This is a genomic window from Streptomyces sp. NPDC126499 (assembly GCF_040302485.1).
Classification (GTDB): Bacteria; Actinomycetota; Actinomycetes; order Streptomycetales; family Streptomycetaceae; genus Streptomyces.
The window spans coordinates 264217-283555 of record NZ_JBEOUO010000002.1 but is presented as its reverse complement, the minus strand read 5'-3'; the positions used below and the strand labels follow the sequence as shown (position 1 = coordinate 283555).

The 19339-nt window shown below is 71.1% G+C and carries 13 protein-coding genes and 1 pseudogene; 7 read left to right on the top strand and 7 right to left on the bottom strand.

Annotation, left to right across the window (positions count from 1 at the left end; genetic code table 11):
• Positions 1–163 precede the first annotated feature (163 nt).
• The 3 genes from ABTZ91_RS03970 (at position 164) to ABTZ91_RS03960 (ending at position 2362) form a co-directional block, all read left to right on the top strand.
• Positions 164–796 carry a carbonic anhydrase gene (locus tag ABTZ91_RS03970; RefSeq protein ID WP_352075526.1) on the top strand — a complete coding sequence of 211 codons (633 nt, stop codon included), beginning with the start codon at positions 164–166 and terminating at the stop codon, positions 794–796.
• Positions 793–1437, top strand: coding sequence for an L-threonylcarbamoyladenylate synthase (locus ABTZ91_RS03965; protein WP_352075525.1), 645 nt, complete (start codon positions 793–795; stop codon positions 1435–1437). The genes ABTZ91_RS03970 and ABTZ91_RS03965 overlap by 4 nt, the downstream gene beginning before the upstream one ends.
• 418 nt (positions 1438–1855) lie before the next feature.
• Complete coding sequence (locus ABTZ91_RS03960; protein ID WP_352075524.1) at positions 1856–2362, top strand: MarR family transcriptional regulator; 507 nt, start codon at positions 1856–1858, stop codon at positions 2360–2362.
• Positions 2363–2510: 148 nt separating this feature from the next.
• Here the strand turns inward: ABTZ91_RS03960 and ABTZ91_RS03955 are convergent, their stop codons facing one another.
• Positions 2511–3635: a lytic polysaccharide monooxygenase gene (locus ABTZ91_RS03955; RefSeq protein WP_352075523.1), complete on the bottom strand. Its 1125-nt coding sequence runs from the start codon at positions 3633–3635 to the stop codon at positions 2511–2513.
• Between the two features lie 403 nt (positions 3636–4038).
• The gene (locus ABTZ91_RS03950; RefSeq protein ID WP_352075522.1) at positions 4039–5061 is read right to left on the bottom strand and encodes a LacI family DNA-binding transcriptional regulator; all 1023 of its coding nucleotides are present in this window, start codon (positions 5059–5061) and stop codon (positions 4039–4041) included.
• A 369-nt stretch (positions 5062–5430) separates the two neighbouring features.
• On the opposite strand from ABTZ91_RS03950, the pseudogene ABTZ91_RS03945 reads away from it, so the two are divergent.
• Positions 5431–7668, top strand: a pseudogene (locus ABTZ91_RS03945) (glycoside hydrolase family 9 protein); the annotation flags it as partial.
• A gap of 62 nt (positions 7669–7730) precedes the next feature.
• The gene (locus ABTZ91_RS03940; RefSeq protein ID WP_352075521.1) at positions 7731–9122 is read left to right on the top strand and encodes a cellulase family glycosylhydrolase; all 1392 of its coding nucleotides are present in this window, start codon (positions 7731–7733) and stop codon (positions 9120–9122) included.
• Between the two features lie 178 nt (positions 9123–9300).
• On the opposite strand, the gene ABTZ91_RS03935 is transcribed toward ABTZ91_RS03940, so the two are convergent.
• From ABTZ91_RS03935 to ABTZ91_RS03925, 3 genes are all read right to left on the bottom strand, one after another.
• Entirely contained in the window at positions 9301–10557 is a 1257-nt protein-coding gene (locus ABTZ91_RS03935; RefSeq protein WP_352075520.1) for a M20 family metallopeptidase, read from the bottom strand.
• Between the two features lie 248 nt (positions 10558–10805).
• Complete coding sequence (locus tag ABTZ91_RS03930) at positions 10806–11972, bottom strand: aldose epimerase family protein (protein WP_352075519.1); 1167 nt, start codon at positions 11970–11972, stop codon at positions 10806–10808.
• A gap of 130 nt (positions 11973–12102) precedes the next feature.
• Positions 12103–13575: a non-reducing end alpha-L-arabinofuranosidase family hydrolase gene (locus ABTZ91_RS03925; RefSeq protein ID WP_352075518.1), complete on the bottom strand. Its 1473-nt coding sequence runs from the start codon at positions 13573–13575 to the stop codon at positions 12103–12105.
• Between the two features lie 275 nt (positions 13576–13850).
• Here ABTZ91_RS03925 and ABTZ91_RS03920 point away from each other — a divergent pair, with 275 nt between their 5' ends.
• Together ABTZ91_RS03920 and ABTZ91_RS03915 are read left to right on the top strand one after the other, a co-directional pair.
• On the top strand, positions 13851–14864 hold the full coding sequence (locus ABTZ91_RS03920; protein WP_352075517.1) for a LacI family DNA-binding transcriptional regulator: 1014 nt from the start codon (positions 13851–13853) through the stop codon (positions 14862–14864).
• Between the two features lie 462 nt (positions 14865–15326).
• Complete coding sequence (locus ABTZ91_RS03915; RefSeq protein ID WP_352075516.1) at positions 15327–16769, top strand: endo-1,4-beta-xylanase; 1443 nt, start codon at positions 15327–15329, stop codon at positions 16767–16769.
• Between the two features lie 162 nt (positions 16770–16931).
• Here the strand turns inward: ABTZ91_RS03915 and guaD are convergent, their stop codons facing one another.
• Together guaD and ABTZ91_RS03905 are read right to left on the bottom strand one after the other, a co-directional pair.
• On the bottom strand, positions 16932–18230 hold the full coding sequence (guaD, locus tag ABTZ91_RS03910) for a guanine deaminase (protein ID WP_352075515.1): 1299 nt from the start codon (positions 18228–18230) through the stop codon (positions 16932–16934).
• 576 nt (positions 18231–18806) lie between these two features.
• On the bottom strand, positions 18807–19223 hold the full coding sequence (locus tag ABTZ91_RS03905) for a DUF4190 domain-containing protein (protein ID WP_352075514.1): 417 nt from the start codon (positions 19221–19223) through the stop codon (positions 18807–18809).
• Positions 19224–19339 lie beyond the last annotated feature (116 nt).

Genomic DNA, 19339 nt, shown 5'->3' with positions numbered 1-19339 from the left:
CGGCGGAATCCCGACAGGCCCGTCCCGGAGGTCACCCGGTACGAGCGGGCACACAGTAGCGGACGATATTCATGTTCATCTAGAGACGTTGACCGGAAGACGCCGCCCGCTCCATCGGCAGGCCGGGCGGTGGGGCGGCGGCGCCAAGGCATAGGCTGATCGCATGCCTAGAACCTCTCCTTCCGTCGCCATGGACGCCCTTCTCTCCGGCAACCGGCGTTTCGTGTCGGGCACGCCGGAGCACCCGAACCAGGACGCTGCCCGTCGTACGGAGCTGGCTCCCGGCCAGGAGCCGTTCGCCGTGATCCTCGGCTGCTCCGACTCGCGCCTGGCGGCCGAGATCATCTTCGACCAGGGGCTCGGGGACCTGTTCGTGGTCCGCACCGCCGGGCACGTCATCGGCCCGGAGGTGCTCGGCAGCGTCGAGTACGCCACCAGCGTCCTCGGTGCCCGCCTGGTCGTCGTCCTCGGCCACGACTCCTGCGGCGCGGTCGCCGCGGCCCGCGCGGCCGTCGAGGACGGCTTCGCCGCGGGCGGCTTCGTCCGCGACGTCGTCGAACGCGTCACCCCCAGCATCCTGGCCGCCCGCACCGCCGGCCTCACCGCCGACAACGACATCATCGACGAGCACATCGGCCACACCGTCGACCACCTCCTCGACCGCTCCCGCCTCCTCGCCGAACAGGTCAAGGCCGGCGAGGTCGCCATCGCCGGACTCGGCTACGCCCTCGCCGAAGGCAACGCCCGCGTCGTCACCACCCGCGGCGACGTACAGCAGGAGGCACTGGCGCCGTGACGCTCCGCTTCGACTGCTCCGACCCGTCCGCCCGTACGGAGGGACTGAAGGAGGCGGCGGCCGCCGTACGGCAGGGCCGGCTCGTGGTCGTGCCGACGGACACCGTCTACGGGGTCGGGGCGGACGCCTTCGACCCGGCGGCGGTGGCCGGGCTGCTCGCGGCGAAGGGCCGGGGGCGGCAGAAGCCGTCTCCGGTGCTCGTCGACTCCCCCGAGGCCCTGCACGGCCTGACCGAGGAACTGCCCGACGCGGCCCGGGCGTTGATCGACGCCTTCTGGCCGGGCGGGCTGACCCTGGTGGTCAGGCACCGGACCTCGCTGGCCTGGGACCTGGGCGAGACCGCCGGCACGGTCGCGATCCGCATGCCGGACCACCCGCTGACGCTCGACCTGCTCGCCGCGACGGGACCGCTGGCGGTCTCCAGCGCCAACCTCACCGACCGTCCCTCGCCCCAGGACTGCGACGCGGCGCAGGGCATGCTGGGCGACTCGGTCGCCGTCTACCTCGACGGCGGCCCCACGGCCGGCCCCGTCTCCTCGTCGATCGTGGACCTCAGCGGCGAGGCGCCGGTCCTCGTCCGCGACGGCGTCCTCTCGGCGGACCGCCTGCGGACCGTCGTACCCGACCTGATCGTGCCGTGACCCAGGTGGCGAGGGGAGCCTGAAGGCCGCCCCTCGCCACCTCCTCCCGATCACGGCTCGCCGTTCTCGATCGCCTTCGTCGTCGCACGACGCCCTGCCGAGCGTCCTCGGCGGCACCACCGAGCCTCTCCCTCTCTTCGCCCGGCCGCTCCCCGGTCCGACCCCACGGCGGCCCGCGCGGCCCGCACCCGTCACCGCGACGGCGGACAACGGGCAGCGTGGGAAGCGGAAGGGCGGGTAGGGGAAGCGGAAGACCTCGGACGCGTGGCCGCTCTCTTCCGACGCGGAAGCGACTCCTTCCCCGTCCCGAGCCCTACGATGGCCCGGCCGGCGGTGCGTGCTCGACGGCTCTTCGGGTACCGCGCTTGCATGAGGGTGGTATCGAGGTGAGCAGGCCCTTAGGGAAAGCGATGTGTTCGTGACTCGGCTCAGTGGCTCGGGGGGTGACGACCCGGCGAGGGGGGCGGGCGTCGAGCCCCTGGCCCTCGCGGGGGAGATCGCCGATGCGGTGGACGGTCTCGCGAACCTCTGGACGACGGCCGCGCAGGGGGCGAATCCGCGGCTGTCGCCCCACCAGCTACGGGCGTTGAGGCTGCTCGAATCGGAGCCGGGGCTCAATCTGACCGCCCTGGCCGAAGGCATGGACATAGGGCTGCCGACCGCCAGCCGGCTGTGCGACCGCCTGGAGGCGGCCGGTCTGCTGGAGCGGGTGCTGCACCCGCACAAGCGGCGGGAAGTGCGGTTGAACCTCACCGGACAGGGCCTGCAGGTCCTCGGCGAGGTGGCCGCCCGCCGCTCCCACGCCCTGGGCACCGTGCTCGCCGCCATGGGCCCGGCGGAGCGGGAGGCCCTGCTCTCGGGCATGCGGGGCTTCCTCGCGGCTCAGGACCGCGGCGCCGTGGCCCCGGAGGGCCCGCAGCGCTGAAGCGCGGGGCCCCCGAGACTGGTTCGGGTTTCACTGCCGCCGGCTTCGCCGCGGCGCTGAGCCGTCCGTCGCGGACGCGGGGGCCGTCGTCGTGGCCGGAGCGCCGCCTCCCGCGCGCGGCGGGAAGCGGCGCTCCCTCACTCGGCGGCTACGGGGTGACGCAGCCGATCGAGCCGACCGGGAAGTTGTTGCCGGTCGAGGTCGCCGTGAAGCCGAAGGTGACGCTGCCGTCCGGCGGGATGGTCCGGTTGTAGTCGAGGTTCGCGACGGTGAGCGTGCCGTCGGATCCGGTGGTCAGGGCTCCGTTCCAGACGCTGCTGACCCTCGTGCCGGCGCCGGGCTTCCAGCGCACGGCCCAGCCGTCTCGCGCCGTCGTGGTGTGGTTCATCACCTCGACGGAGCCCTGGAACCCACCGTTCCAGGCGTTGGTGACGTTGTAGACGGCCATGCACCCGGTGTGCGGATCGGTCGGGGTGGGAGTGGGCGTCGGCGTGGGAGTCGGGGTCGGGGTGGGAGTGGGGGTGGGGGTGGGGGTGGGGGTGGGGGTGCCGCCCGAGCCCCGGATGCCGGTGACCTCGCCGTTGCCGCCGTCGAAGACGATGTCCGAGCAGGAGAAGAAGTTCTCCTGGCTGTCCGAGCGCACCCACTGGATGAACATCACCGCGTCGCCCGAGCGGCCCGACGGCAGGTTCAGGTTCCAGTAGTAGTGGCCACCGTCCGTGCCGGGCGAGCCCGTCTGCGGCGGGTCGGTGACGGTCTGTATCAACTCCAGGTCGTCCCAGCCCAGTTCGGTGGTCGGCGAGTATCCCGGCTTGGAGAGGTAGACCCGGAAGGAGCCCGGGTGCGCGGCCCAGTTGCTGTGCTTGACCTGGATCGTCTTCCCGGATGTCAGGTGCGTACGGGGCCAGTCCGCGCGGGCGGCGTTGTATCCGGTGAAGTTGTACGGCGACCGGTCACCGGCGCTGCACAGTTTTCCGTCCGGAACGTAACCGGGTCCGCGTCCGCCCGCGTTGGAGTCGAGCACGGCGAACCAGTTGTAGAGCGACGAGGCACCGCTCTCGTTGAGCGCGGCCCGGCAGGCCGGGTTGGTCGGGTCCATCGCGCCGGTGCTGGTCTTGGCGTCGAGGTAACAGAGGTAGGTGCGCGATCCCGGCATCATCGTGACGCCGTGGGCCTGGGCGCTGCTGTGACCCAGCAGAGCCAGGCCGATTCCGCCGAGCAGGGTCGCGAAGACCGCTGCCAGCGAGAGCAGTCGCTTCTTGCGTCGAACCATGGATGTCTCCTGTGCCTATGTGGGCGGGCTGATCCGGGCTGTTGCTCTCCTCCTCGCCGTCGCCGGCTGGGCCGGGGCGGGTTCGGGGGTCGACCTCAACACATTTTGGGAGCGCTCCCACGAGCAGCTTCGGAGGGGACTGTAGGAGGGACGCGGTGCCCTGACAAGCCGTCCGGCATCGCGAGAATCCAGAGGAGCAGGTCAAACGCCGCAGCGCGTTCCCCTCGCACGGGCGGGAAAGAGGCCGGCAACGGCGGAAGGACGTGGGAGCGCTCCCGACATCTCGGCCGCCCGCCCTGCCTCCGGCGCCTCCCGGGACGCCCGCCCACGGCAGAGCATCCGGCCGCCCGACCGGCCGAGGCCGCGAGTCGGGGCGGCGGGCCACGAGCCGCCCCGAAGACCCTCAGGCGGATCCGCGCACCATCAGCCGCGTCCGCAGGATCACATGACGCCAGGCCACCTCCGGCTGCTCCATCTCCTCGAGGAGCAGACGCACCATGGTCCGGCCGATCTCCTCCATCGGCTGACGGACGGTGGTCAGCGGCGGCTCCGTCCGCTCGGCCAGTTCGAAGTCGTCGAAGCCGACCACCGCCACGTCCTCCGGCACCCTCCGCCCCGCCGCGAGCAGGGCGGTCAGCGCACCGGCGGCCATGCTGTCGGACGCGGCGAAGACGGCGTCGACCGCGGGGTGCCGTTCGATGAGCTCCGCCATCGCCCGCCGCCCACTGGCCTCGGTGAAATCACCCTCCACCACCAGGGACGGCACCTCGGGGAGCCCGGCGTCGGCCAGCGCCTCCCGGTAGCCCCGCAGCCTGCACTGGGCGACGTACATGTCGGGCGGTCCGGTGATCGCGGCGATGGCCTTCCGGCCTCCGCCGGCCAGATGCCGGACCGCGGCGCGCGCGCCGCCGACGTTGTCCGTGTCCACGTACGTCACCCGCTCGTCACCCGAGCGCCTGCCCAGCAGCACCGTGGGCAGGCCCGCGTCGGCGAGCATGTCGGGCAGCGCGTCCTCGGCCGGCACCGACATCAGCAGCACCCCGTCGACCCGGCCTCCGCGCACGTACTCCACGAGCCGTCGCCGCTCGTCGTCCGTGCGGACGAGAGTGAGCAGCAGCTGGAGGCCCGCCTCGGAGAGGGCGTCCCCGACGGCTCGCACGACCTCCGAGAAGAACGGCTCTCCGAACAGGCGCCAGTCCGTCTTCGTCATCACCAGCGCGACGGCGCCGGCGGGCCGCCCGGCCAGGGAACGCGCCGCCAGGTTGGGCACGTAGCCCAGTTCGTCGATGGCGCGCTGCACGGCACGACGGGTGGACTCCCTGACCCCTGACGCTTTGTTGATCACTCGGGAGACCGTGCCGCGCCCCACTCCCGCGCGGGCGGCGACCTCCTCCAGCGTCGGTGTGCCCGAACCGCGTCTCAGCATAGTGACACCCCCAAGAGCCCCCGATCCTACGGCCCGTCGCGTCCTCGGCCGATACGCCTCGGCGGGCGGCAGGTACGTCACCGCGGGCGCCGCCGGTACGTCTCCGCAGACGGCCGGCACCTCGCCGCGGCCGGGCCGCGGGAGGCGACGGGCCGAGCGGATCCGCCTCTCGGCAGCGGGAACTCCGCTCGGGCGTCGGCCGGGGCGGTCCACTTCACCGGCGTGAAAGAGGAGTTGCTCGCGCCTCCTCGCGCAACGGGTCGCGTCCGGGGCGTTGACGGCCCGGCGCTCCAGCCACAAGGATGACCCCGCCCGATGGGAGCGCTCCCATTCGTGAGTCACTCCCTGTCTCCTGTGAGGAGCCGAGACGTGAACAAACGCAGAACCGCCTTGCTGTCCCTGACAGCCCTGCTCGCGGCGGGCCTCACCGCGGTCCCCGCCGGCCCCGCAGGGGCGGACGAGGTCGAGCAGGTCAGGAACGGCACGTTCGACACCGGCACCGACGCGTGGTGGACGAGCAACGTCACCGTCGGACCGGCCGACGGCAGACTCTGCGCCGACGTGCCGGGGGGCACGGCGAACCGCTGGGACGCCGCCGTCGGCCAGAACGACCTCACGCTCGTCAAGGGAGAGACGTACCGGTTCCGCTTCAGCGCGACCGGCTCCCCCGAAGGCAACTCCGTGCGCGCCGTCGTGGGGCTCCAAGTGGCGCCGTACGACGCGTACCACGAGGTCACCCCACAGCTGAGCGTCTCCGGCAACACGTACACCTACACGTTCACCTCGCCCGTCGACACGCCGCAGGGGCAGGTCGCCTTCCAGCTCGGCGGCGCCGCCGAGCCGTGGCGCTTCTGCCTCGACGACGTGTCCCTGCTCGGCGGGGTGCCGCCGGAGGAGTACAAGCCCGACACCGGCCCCCGGGTCCGGGTCAACCAGGTCGCCTACCTGCCGGGAGGCCCGAAGAACGCCACGCTCGTCACCGAGGCGACCGAGCCGCTGCCCTGGCAGCTGAAGAACGCGTCCGGCGCGGTCGTCGCGAGCGGCCGCACCGTGCCGCGCGGGGTGGACCCCTCCTCCGGGCAGAACGTCCACACGATCGACTTCGGCGGCCACCGCGGGGCCGGGTCGGGCCTCACCCTGGTCGCCGACGGCGAGACCAGCCGGCCCTTCGACATCGGCACGGCCGCCTACGAGAAGCTCCGCCTGGACGCCGCGAAGTTCTACTACACCCAGCGCAGCGGGATCGAGATCCGCGACGACCTGCGGCCCGGTTACGGCCGCGCGGCGGGGCACGTCGACGTCGCCCCGAACCAGGGAGACGGCCACGTGCCCTGCCAGGTGGGCGTGTGCGACTACGCGCTCGACGTCACCGGCGGCTGGTACGACGCCGGTGACCACGGCAAGTACGTCGTCAACGGCGGCATCTCCGTCTGGCAGCTCCTCAGCACCTACGAGCGCGCCCGCCTCGCCCGCACCGGGCACCCCGAGAAGCTGGGCGACGGGACGCTGAACATCCCGGAGAGCGGCAACAAGGTCCCCGACATCCTCGACGAGGCCCGCTGGGAGCTGGAGTTCCTGCTCAAGATGCAGGTGCCGGACGGCGAGCCGCTCGCCGGCATGGTCCACCACAAGATCCACGACGAGCAGTGGACCGGCCTGCCCCTGCTGCCCGCCGACGACCCGCAGAAGCGCGCACTGCACCCGCCGACCACCGCGGCCACGCTGAACCTGGCGGCGACCGCCGCCCAGGCGGCCCGCCTCTACAAGGCGTACGACCCCCGGTTCGCCGCCACCGCGCTCGCCGCCGCGCGCAAGGCGTGGGCCGCGGCCCTCGCGCATCCCGACGTGCTGGCCTCCGAGAGCGACGGCATCGGCGGCGGCACCTACGCCGACCGTGACGTCAGCGACGAGTTCTACTGGGCGGCCACCGAGCTGTATCTGACCACGGGCGCCCGGGAGTTCCGCGACCACGTCCTGAACTCCCCGCTCCACACCGCCGACATCTTCGGGCCGATCAGCTTCGACTGGGCGCGTACGGCCGTCCCCGCCCGCCTCGACCTGGCCACCGTCCCGAACCGGCTGCCCGGCCGTGACGAGGTCCGCCGGTCCGTACGGGAGGGAGCCGACCGCTACCTGGCCACCCTGAAGGCCCACCCCTACGGCATGCCGTACGCCCCGGAGGGTCACACGTACGACTGGGGATCCACCCACCAGATGCTCAACAACGCCGTGGTCCTGGCCACCGCCTTCGACATCACGGGCGCCGCGCGGTACCGCGACGGGGCCGTCCAGAGCATGGACTACATCCTGGGCCGCAACGCCCTGAACATCTCGTACGTCACGGACTACGGCGAGGTCAGCGCCCAGAACCAGCACAGCCGCTGGTACGCCCGCCAGCTCGACCCGAAGCTGCCCAAGCCGCCCGCCGGCTCGCTCTCCGGCGGCCCGAACTCGAGCATCCAGGACCCGCTCGCCCAGAGCAGACTGCGGGGCTGCACCGGGCAGTTCTGCTTCATCGACGACATCCAGTCCTGGTCGACCAACGAGCTCACCATCAACTGGAACTCCGCCCTGACCTGGATGGCCTCCTTCGTGGCCGACCAGGGCGCACCGGCGGCCCACGGGAGCGCTCCCGACGGCTCCTTCCGACCCGTACGAGGAGGTACACGGTGAAACGCCTCTTGGCCTTGATCGCGACCGGCGCGACGGCCCTCGGACTCATGACCCTGGCGAACCCGCCGGCGGCGGCCGCCGTCGGCTGCAAGGTCGACTACACCGTCACCAGCCAGTGGCAGGGAGGCTTCCAGGGCGGGGTGAAGATCACCAACCTGGGTGAGCCGGTCAGCGGGTGGACACTGAAGTTCACCCTGCCCGACGCCGGGCAGAAGGTCGTCCAGGGCTGGAACGCCACCTGGACGCAGTCCGGTGCGACGGTCACCGCCACCCCCGTCGACTGGAACCGCACGCTGGGCACCGGCGCGTCGACCGACCTGGGGTTCGTGGGCTCCTTCACGGGCGCCAACCCGAAGCCGACGGCGTTCACGCTGGGCGGCGTCGCCTGCACGGGCAGCGTCGAACAGCCCCCGCCGGGAGGCGGAGAGCCGACGCCCGGCCCCGGCACCGGCACCCCCGTGGACGTCAACGGTCAGCTCCGCGTCTGCGGCGTGAAGCTGTGCGACCAGTACAACCGCCCCATCCAGCTGCGGGGCATGAGCACGCACGGCATCCAGTGGTTCAGCACGTGCTACAACACCGCCTCCCTCGACGCGCTCGCGAAGGACTGGAAGTCGGACCTGCTGCGTATCGCCATGTACGTCCAGGAGAGCGGCTACGAGACGGACCCGGCCGGCTTCACCAGCCGCGTGAACAGCCTCGTCGACATGGCCGAGGCCCGGGGCATGTACGCGATGATCGACTTCCACACGCTGACGCCGGGCGACCCGAACTACAACCTCGACCGCGCGAAGACGTTCTTCGCGTCCGTCGCGGCCCGCAACGCCGCCAAGAAGAACGTGATCTACGAGATCGCCAACGAGCCGAACGGCGTGAGCTGGGCGGCCATCAAGAGCTACGCCGAGCAGGTCATCCCGGTGATTCGGGCCGCCGACCCGGACGCCGTCGTCATCGTCGGCACCCGCGGCTGGTCCTCGCTGGGCGTCTCGGACGGCTCCAACGAGAGCGAGATCGTCAACAACCCGGTGAACGCCACCAACATCATGTACGCGTTCCACTTCTACGCCGCGAGCCACAAGGACAACTACCGCGCCACGGTCAGCCGGGCGGCCTCGCAACTGCCGCTGTTCGTCTCGGAGTTCGGCACGGTCAGCGCCACGGGCGGCGGAACGCTGGACCGGGCGAGCACCACGGCCTGGCTGGACCTGCTCGACCAGCTGAAGATCGGCTACGCGAACTGGACCTACTCCGACGCGCCCGAGTCCAGCGCGGCACTGCGGCCCGGCACCTGCAACGGCACCGACTACAGCAGCAGCGGCGTGCTGACGGAGTCGGGCGCGTTGATCAAGAGCCGGATCAGCACCGCCGACAGCTTCCCCACCAGCTGACCCCGGGCGGGGCTCCGGCCGGCCGGAGCCCCGCCCCCGACCGAGCGAAGGCGCTCCGACGCCGCACGGCGGCACGGGGTGCCGGTGTCCACCCACCTGGCGCGGGCCGCCCGGTGGGTGGACGCGGTGGGGCCGGGATTGAGCCGGGTCGGTGGCGTCGGGTCGGGCTTCAGCCGGGTCATCGGGGTCGGGCTTCAGCCGGTCGGTGGAGCCCGGCCGTGAGGGCCGCGGCCGCGTAGAGGGCGGCTCCGGTGGCCAGCGCGTCCTCGTCGAAGACGACGCGGTTGGAGTGGCAGTCGTGCGCTTCGGCGGGCGGGGTGCCCGGTCGGCGGGCCCCGAGGAAGGCCATGGCTCCGGGGACCCGCTGGAGGACGTAGGAGAAGTCCTCGGCTCCCATGACCGGCGCGGCCAGATGGTGGACCCGGTCGGGCCCGAGGAGGGCGACGGCGGTGTCGTGGAGGGCGGCGGTGCGGGCGGGGTCGTTGACGACGGGCGGGTAGCCGTCCGCCGACGTGACGTCCGCCTCGGCCCCGTGGGCGGCGGCGACGTGGTGGGCGACGCGGGTGATGCCCTCGTGCACGAGCTGCCGGGTGGCCGGGGAGAGGGTGCGGACGGTGCCGCGGATCTCGGCGGTCGCGGGGATGACATTGGTCGTGGTGCCGGCGTGGATCGAGGCGACGGTGACCACGGCGGGGTCGAAGACGTCGACGGTGCGGGTGACCATGGACTGCAGCGCCTGGACGATCTCGCACGCCACGGGGACGGGGTCGAGGGCCAGGTGCGGGGCGGAGGCGTGCCCGCCGCGGCCGCGTACGACGATGTGCAGCAGGTCGGAGGCGGCGAAGGTGGGGCCGGGCCGCATGTGGAGCGTGCCGCTTTCGAAGCGGGTCGTGATGTGCAGGGCGAAGGCGCAGTCCACGCGGCCGCCGTCCGCGGTCTCCAGGACGCCCTGGTCGATCATGTGCTGGGCGCCGCCGCCGGATTCCTCCGCGGGCTGGAACATGAGAACGACACGCCCGGCCAGTCGCGAGCGCCGGGCCACGAGCAGCCGGGCGGCGGTGACCAGCATGGCGGTGTGCGTGTCGTGTCCGCAGGCGTGCATGGCCCCGGACACTTCGGACGCGAAGTCGAGACCGGTCTCCTCCTCCAGGGGCAGGGCGTCCATGTCGGCCCGCAGCAGGACCGTGGGACCGGGCCGGGCACCGTCGAGGGTGGCGGTCACCGAGGTGAGACCCGAGCCGGCGGCCAGGTCCAACCCCAGCGGCGCCAGCGCGTCCAGGACGGCGCGCTGGGTGCGCGGCAGATCTGCCCCGAGCTCGGGGAAGCGGTGGATGCTCCGGCGCAGCGCCACCGTTTCGGGCAGCAGCGTGTGCGCCTCGGCGAGCAGCCCTGCCAGCGCCTCCGCCCTTCCGGCGCCCGGCCCTCGCTCGGTCACCGGCCCACCCGGAGCCTGGGCCGGGACTCCGGGGGGCTGTGCGTGCAGGCGGCCGGGCAGGCAGGGAGCGCGGCAACGCCGACGACATTCAGGGCGACGCGCAACGACATCTCCTCCGGTCCTTCGGCAGCACGGGTCCGTACGTCGACTCTCATGCCTGCCCAGGACCGCCGGCCGCCACGCCGACGGTCACGTCAGCCGCCGGCTCCATCCACCCGTACGGCGTACGCGCCGACGCTGCTCCCCCATCAGCGGGTGGCGAAGGAGTGGACCGTCGTCGAGCGGTAGGTCTGTCCCGGGCGGAGCACCGTCGACGGGAAGGACGGCTGGTTGGGCGAGTCGGGGAAGTGCTGGGTCTCCAGGCAGAAGCCGTCACCCTGGCGGTAGACCTTTCCGGAGCTGCCGGCCAGCGTGGCGTCGAGGAAGTTGCCGCTGTAGAACTGCACGCCCGGCTCGGTGGTCGCGATCCTCATCACGCGGCCGTGGACGGGCTCCGTGACGGTCACGACGTGCCGTGGCGCGTCGGTGAGTCCCTTGTCGAGGACGAAATTGTGGTCGTAGCCGCGGCCGAGGACGATCTGCGGGTGGGCGTCGCGGATGTCCCGGCCGATGGGTTTGCCGCTGCGGAAGTCGAAGGGGGTGTGTGCGACCCCGGCGAGTTCGCCGGTCGGGATGAGGGTGGGGTCGACGGGCGTGTAGCGGGAAGCGGCGATCCTCAGGGTGTGGTCGAGGATGCTGCCCGCGCCTTCGCCCGCGAGGTTGAAGTACGTGTGGTTGGTGAGGTTCACGACGGTGGCTTTGTCGGTGGTGGCCTCGTAGTCGATGCGGAAGTCGCCGCGGGGCGTGAGGACGTAGTCGACCCGGACGCGCAGGGTGCCGGGGTAGCCCATCTCCCCGTCCGCGCTGACGTAGCGCAGGGTGAGGCCGGTGTCGCGCCCGCGCGCGTACGGCTCGACGTCCCACACCCGCTTGTCGAAGCCCTTGTCCCCGCCGTGCAGGCTGTTCGGGCCGTCGTTGACGGGGAGCCGGTGCGTTCTGCCGTCGAGCGTGAAGGCGCCGCCCGCTATGCGGTTGCCGTAGCGGCCGATGACGGCGCCGAAGTACGGGCTGGCCGCCACGTAGTCTTCGAGGTTGTCGAAGCCCAGCGACACGTTGGCGTACCGCCCGCGCCGGTCGGGGAGGTCCAGGGCCTGGACGATGCCGCCGTACGACAGCACGCGCAGCCGGGTGCCTCCCGCGGCCACGGTCCAACGGTGGACGCGTGTGCCGTCGGGCAGCGTCCCGAACAGTTCCTTCGTGGGCTTCCCGCCCTGCCGTTCCGCGCCGCCCGAGGCGGACGCCGGGGTCGTGCCCACGGCCGCCGCCGCCACTCCGGCGGCACCCGCCGCCATCACCGTACGCCTGTGGAGGGTCATGTCGTCGTGGCTCCTTGTCAGGGGACGTTCGATATTTCGGACTATGTTCGAAGTCGCGGTCAGGCGGGCTCGGCCGTTCGCCGAGCCCGCCACGCCGGCTCCACGGCGGAGCCGGACCGGTGCCACGCCGTCAGCGCTGCAGCGTCAGCAGACCCGGCCGGTAGGGCCACAGGCCGTAGTCGCCGCCGGAGTTGGGGCTGCGCCCCTGGTAGAGGAACCGCAGGTTGCAGGGATCGACCGTCATGGTCTGATCGGGGCTGGTGCGGATGAGTTCGCCGTGGCTGATGTCGTTGGTCCAGGTGGCGCCGCTGTTCGCCTTGCCGGCGAAGGGGTTGCTCTCGGTCGCGGCCTGGGGCGTCCACGCGCCGTTCAGGCTGGTGGCCGTGAACGAGCGGAAGTAGCGGCCCTGCGAGCCGATCGCCTCGACGATCATGAGGTAGCGGTCCTGGCCCTGGAGCTTGTAGACCTGCGGGGCTTCGAACAGGTTGTTCGTCGTATCGCTCATGACCACGGTCGAGCTCGCGCCGAAACTGCCGGGGAAGTTCCCGATCGGCATGGCGGCCCGGTAGATCTTGCCGTTGTCCCCGGCGAAGAACAGGTACATGTTCGTTCCGTCGGCGATGAGCGTCTGGTCGATGGGCCCGGTGTCCGAGCCGGCGATGCTCCCGGAGAAGAGCTCCTGCTCCGACGACCAGCCGTTGGGGTTGGTGGGGTCGCTCGACGTCCGGTAGGAGAAGGCGGTCCTGCCCCACTGGTAGGCGAGCACCCAGATGTTCTTCGGCGCGAAGTAGAAGAGCGTGGGCGCGACGGTCGAGGTCGACATCGCGTTCTGGCCGGCCGAGGCCATCTCCGACCAGTTGGTGAACGGGGTGAAGTTCATCGAACCCCAGCCCGCGCCCGTTCCGGCGGCGCCGTGCGTCGTCGCGTAGACGAGATGCCTGCCGTTGTAGGGCACGACGGTGAAGTCCTTGAGCGAGGCCCAGCCCGCCTTCGGCTGCGCCAGCGCGCCCGTCGACGACCAGCGGTACGTGGAGGGGAGTGCGCACGCGCCGGGGCTGCCGCCGGCGACCTTGACGAGCCGCCACTGCTGGTTGGCGCCGCCCCAGTCGTCGTACTGGACGATGTTCGCGCCGTCGGCGGTGGAGGCTCCCTGCACTTCGAGGGCCTTGCCGCTGTGGCGCGCGATGAGCCTGACGTGGCCGTCCGGGCTGTCGGCCAGCCGCCACTGCTGGTTGGTGCCGTTCAGATCGGTCCACTGGACGATCGGGCCACCGTTGGCGGTGGAAAGGTTGTGGACGTCCAGCACCTTCCCGGAGTGGCGTGACTTGATGCGGTAGTAGCCGCCGCCGGAGTCGACGAACTGCCACTGCTGCTGGTTCTGGTCGTTCCTGGTCCACTGGGTGATGCGGGCGCCGTCGCTGGTCGACAGGTTGTAGACGTCCAGGGCCTTGCCGCTGTTGCGGTTGACCAGCACGTACGAGGCGTTGGTGTCGACGGTCGCCGCGGCGGCGGGCGGGGCGCCGAGGAGAGTGGCTCCGAGCAGTAAGGACGACAGGACCGCGAGTACGAGACTCACGATCAGGGGTGGATGGCGAAACCGCATGAGGAGAGCTCCTTCGGGGGGCGAGAAGGGGACGGGGACGGGTACGGGACCGCCGGGGTGGGGAACCGTTTCGCGTCCCGAAAAAGTTTCGAAATGCTCTCGAATTCAGTGCTGCCACAAACTAGGAACGCCAGGCTTGTCGGTCAAGCCCCGTCACCGATTTACTTGAGAACAGCGGTAGTTCGCAGCCTTGACAAGCACCTTACGTGCCCGGAAACTCTTCGAAAGTTTGCGATACCCGTCGTCAGCCGAGGTTTCCGGGCAGAGGAGCGAAGTTGAGTGCGCAGCGTCCGACCCTGGCCCTCATCGCCGCGGAGGCAGGGGTCTCCCAGGCGACCGTGTCCAAGGTGATCAACGGCCGCTCCGATGTCGCACCCACGACACGCGAACGGATCGAGGGCCTGCTGCGATCCCACCACTACGTCCAGCCCGGCCGGCAGGGCAGAGCCCGCAGATCGGGCCTGGTGGACCTGATCATCGGCGGTCTGGACAGCGCGTGGGCGGTGGAGATCCTGCGCGGCGTCGAGGCCGAGTGCGCCCAGCGGAGCGTCGGCACCGTCGTGTCGCTCGTCCCGCCGGGCGAGGCCACCCCGTCCAGCTGGACCGCACTGCCGGTCCTGCACCACAGCGACGGCGTCATCCTCGTCACCGCCTCGGTCACCCAGGCCCAGCGCGCCCAGGTCGAACGGGCCGGGGTGGCGCTGGTCGTCATCGACCCGATCGACCTGCCGGGCAACGGTGTGCCGAGCATCGGCGCGACCAATTGGGCGGGCGGCCTCGCCGCCACCGAGCACCTGCTGGAGCTGGGGCACCGCCGGATCGCCGCGATCGGCGGGCGCAAGGAGATGCTCTGCAGCCAGGCCCGCATCGACGGGTACCGGGCCGCGCTGGAACGGGCCGGGATCGAGGTGGACCGCGACCTGATCCGGTTCGGCGACTTCCAGCACGAGGGCGGGTTCCAGTGCGCCCGGGAACTGCTCGCCCTTCCCGAGCCCCCGACCGCCGTCTTCGCCGGCAGCGACCAGCAGGCGATGGGCGTCTACCAGGCCGCCCGGCAGGCCGGGCTGAGCGTCCCGCAGGACCTCAGCGTGGTCGGCTTCGACGACCTGCCGATGTGCGAATGGCTGTCACCCCCGCTGACGACGGTGCGTCAGCCGCTGGAGGAGATGGGTCGGCTCGCCGCCCGCACCCTGTTCCAGCTCCTGGAGAACCAGCCGCTGGTCAGCCCCCGGATGGAGCTCTCGACCGAGCTCAAGGTCCGGCTCTCCACCGCCCCGCCCCGCCCATAGGAGACCCTCGCCTTCACCGAGCCCTAGCCCTGGTATGGCGCCCTTCCGGCCGGACGGTCGGCCGGTCGGCCGGTCGGCCGGGCCGAGGGGACGGAATTCGGCGTCCCCAGGTCGCGGACCGGGGAGAAATGCGCGCCTCTACGGCGAGTTCGCTGCGAGGCCTCTTCGAAATCTTTCGGTGCTCTGTTGTGCACGGCTGTGCGGGCGTAAGCCGGTGCATCGGCCGCGCCCGGAGGGAGAGATTTCCGAAAGCCTTTCGAAATCATTGACATGCTTCGGTCAGGTTTCCACACTGAATCGGGACGGGGTCACCCGTCCCTCCCTTCCGGGGCCCGCTGCCGACCCTGGAGCGCCACGCCTTGGTGGCGAGCGTCTTTTCGTCCCTGCACGCGGGTTCCGCTGTCGCGGATTCATTCAGCCGCGCTCTCGTCCCTTCCGTGATTTCTCCCTGGAGGCTCAGCCATGCGCTTAAACGCCATTCCTCCCACCACAGTCCGCCGGAAAGTCCGCGGCCTGTGTACGGCCCTGGTCGTCGGCGCCCTCGGTTCGGCCGCCGTGCTGGTGGCCCCGCTGACCTCCCATGCCGCCGAGAGCACGCTCGGCGGCGCGGCGGCGCAGAGCGGCCGCTACTTCGGGACCGCCATCGCCTCGGGCAAGCTGGGCGACCCGACGTACACGACGATCGCGAACCGTGAGTTCAACTCGGTGACGGCCGAGAACGAGATGAAGATCGACGCCACCGAACCCCAGCAGGGCCGGTTCGACTTCACCGCCGGTGACCGGGTCTACAACTGGGCGGTGCAGAACGGCAAGCAGGTGCGCGGCCACACCCTGGCCTGGCACTCCCAGCAGCCCGCCTGGATGCAGAACCTCAGTGGCAGCGCGCTGCGCCAGGCGATGATCAACCACATCAACGGCGTGATGGGCCACTACAAGGGCAAGATCGCCCAGTGGGACGTGGTGAACGAGGCATTCGTCGACGGCACCTCCGGAGCCCGGCGCGACTCCAACCTGCAGCGCACCGGCAACGACTGGATCGAGGTCGCCTTCCGTACCGCGCGCGCCGCCGACCCGGCCGCCAAGCTCTGCTACAACGACTACAACGTCGAGAACTGGACCTGGGCCAAGACCCAGGCCATGTACGCCATGGTCCGGGACTTCAAGCAGCGCGGCGTCCCCATCGACTGCGTCGGCTTCCAGTCGCACTTCAACAGCGACAGCCCGTACCACAGCAACTTCCGCACCACCCTGCAGAACTTCGCCGCCCTCGGGGTCGACGTGGCCATCACCGAGCTCGACATCCAAGGCGCCTCGGCCACGACCTTCGCCAACGTGACCAACGACTGTCTGGCCGTCCCGCGCTGCGTCGGCATCACCGTCTGGGGCGTGCGCGACACCGACTCCTGGCGAGCGGAGCAGACACCGCTGCTGTTCAACGGGGACGGCAGCAAGAAGCCCGCCTACACCTCCGTCCTCAACGCGCTCAACGCCGCCTCCCCCACCCCCACTCCGCCCCCCACGCCCGGTTCCGGACCGATCAAGGGCGTCGCTTCCGGGCGGTGCCTGGACGTGCCCGGCGCCGGCACCACCGACGGCACCCAGCTCCAGCTGTGGGACTGCAACAACCGCACCAACCAGCAGTGGACCCACACCGCCGCGGGTGAGCTCAGGGTCTACGGCGACAAGTGCCTGGACGCCGCCGGAACCGGCAACGGCGCCAAGGTCCAGATCTACAGCTGCTGGGGCGGCGACAACCAGAAGTGGCGCCTCAACGCCGACGGATCCATCGTCGGCGTGCAGTCCGGCCTCTGCCTCGACGCCACCGCGGGCGGCACCGCCAACGGCACCCTGATCCAGCTCTACTCCTGCTGGAACGGCGCCAACCAGCGCTGGACCCGCGCCTGACCTGCCGCGGCGAAAGGGGGTGAACCGATGAGGACCCACGCCGCTCCTTCCTACGCCCTCGCCGAAGGACGCGGCCGACGGCCCCGGTTCACCCTTGCGGCCGGCTCCCGCCCGATCGCACTCCAGGGAGTCGGGACGAACGCGAACCAGGCGAACCTTTGTTCACGACCGTCGCTGGTGGACGCGGTTGCCCAGGACGTAGGTGGCGGTGACCGCCTGTTCGCCTCCGAGGACCATCAGGGCGAAGAGGCGTTCGTCGAAGGTCCTGGCCACTTCGGTGCGGCGGGCCAGTTCCGGGGTGGCGGCCCAGTCCAGGACGGTGAAGTCGGCTTCCTTGCCGGGAAGGAAGTTGCCGATGACGCGGTCGAGGTCGAGCGCCTGGGCGCCGCCGAGTGTGGCGAGGTAGAAGCCGCGGTGGGCGGACAGCCTCCGGCCGCGGAGGGCGGTGACCTTGTACGCCTCATTGAGGGTCTGCAGCATGGAATAGCTCGTGCCCGCTCCGATATCGGTGCCCATGCCGACGTGTACGCGCTGTGCGCGGGCCGCGTGCAGGTCGAACAGGCCGCTGCCGAGGAACAGGTTGGACGTGGGGCAGAACGCGAGGGCCGATCCGGCGGCGGCCAGCTGGGAGCGGTCGGTGTCGTCGATGTGGATGCCGTGGGCGAACAGCGACTTGCCGGTCACCAACCCGTACCGCCGGTAGACGTCCACGTAGGAGCGGCCGCCGAACAGCTTCTTGACGAGCGCGACCTCCTCCCTGTTCTCGGCGACGTGGGTCTGGAGCCACAGGTCGGGACGCTCCCGGTGGAGGTTGCCGACCATGGTCAGCAGCCGCTCGGTGGAGGTCGGGGCGAATCTCGGGGTGAGGCTGTAGCCGAGCCGGCCCTTGCCGTGCCAACGGTCGATCAGCTCGCGCGTCTCCCGCTCCGCCTGGTCGACGTCGGCGTCGCGCAGGTAGGCGGGGGCGTACGGCGCACGGTCCATGAGGACCTTCCCGCACAGCATCCGCAGACGGCGCGCGGCGGCCTGCTCGAAGAACGCGTCGACGGACACCGGGTGCACGGTGGGGAAGACGCTCGCGGTCGTGGTCCCGGCCGCGAGCAGCCGGTCCAGGAAGAAGCCGGTCACCGCGCGCGCGTGCGCCGGGTCGTCGAACTTCGCCTCGGCCGGGAAGACGTACTTCTCCAGCCACTGCAGCAGTTGTTCACCGTAAGAGGCGATGATGTCGACCTGGCTCGCGTGGACATGAGTGTCGACGAAGCCCGGCACGATCAGCTTCCCCCGGTGATCCTCCTGCCGCGCGCCCTCGCGCAGACGGTCCGGCAGCCGTTCGGCCCGACCGGCCCACGCCACCTTCCCGTCGGAGTCGACGGCCAGCACCCCGTCCTCGAACACCTCCCAGGCCCGCGGGTCGGGTGTCTCTCCGGGATCCTTCAGGAAGTGCAGAATCGTCCCGCGCACCAGAACCGGCCGACCGCGGCGGGGCGCTTGGGCCGCCGTGGCACCGGGCGCGGCGGAAGCGGATGCGGATGAGCCCGCGCCCGCGAGGACGGACGCCGCGGCAGTCGCGCCCAAGCCCGCCATGACGCTGCGACGACGCACTCCGGGGACCGTGTGAGGGGTTTCAGTCACCTGGCGAGTATCGAAGCTCCGGTCCGTACAGCCGGCCGACCCGCCCGACACCGGCGCCGCAGTCCACCGGAAAGGCCGATGGATCATCCAGGTCGTCGCATACGCGATGCCGATGCCGATGCCGATGCTGGGCTCCCGGCTACGGGCTACGGGCTACGGGCTATGGGCTATGGGCTATGGGCTACGGGCTACGGGCTACGGGCTACGGGCTACGGGCTACGGGCTACGGGCTACGGGCTACGGGCTACGGGCACTATCCGCCTCCGCCGGAGCCTACTCGACCGCCGGAGTGGGACCGGCCGGCCCTTGGCGAGGGCCGTGGCCGGCACCGGCGTACGCCCTCGAAGCCCGGTGATACGGGGACCTGACCGCTCCCGTATCGGCGAGGTGGAGGCGTGATCGCTGTCAGTCGTTCAGCTTCGTGCCGAAGTCCCGTGCGCAGGCGTCCCTTTCGGCCTGCGTCTTGGCGTGTTCGACACAGTCTTCCAGGTTCTTGAACTCGTCCGAGTCGAGGATGGAGGCCCCGATGGCGAGGATCACGGCGGAGGCGAGCAGTCCCAGCGCGCCGAGGACGGCCCCGATGAGGGACATCGTGCCGTGCCCGCCGTCTCCTCGGCGGGCCTTGCGAGCGCCGATGATGCCGAGGACCAGGGCGAGGAGGCCGAGCACGATGCCGCCGAAGACGGTCCAGAAGAGGAGGATCGCCGCGACGCCGAGAACGAGCGAAGCGATGGCCAGACCGCTGCTCCGCTTCGCGCCCGTCACCGGGCTGGTCTGCGACGCGGATTCGTTGGGCCTGGCGGGGTGGTCGGAGAAGGACACGCCATCACACTCATCTCTGTGGTCGTTCCAACGAGGTGTTGTCGTGCCGTGTGCCCGCGAGTTGGTGACGAATGCGTGATGCGCCCCTACGGGCGCCGCGGCCGGACTGCTCGATG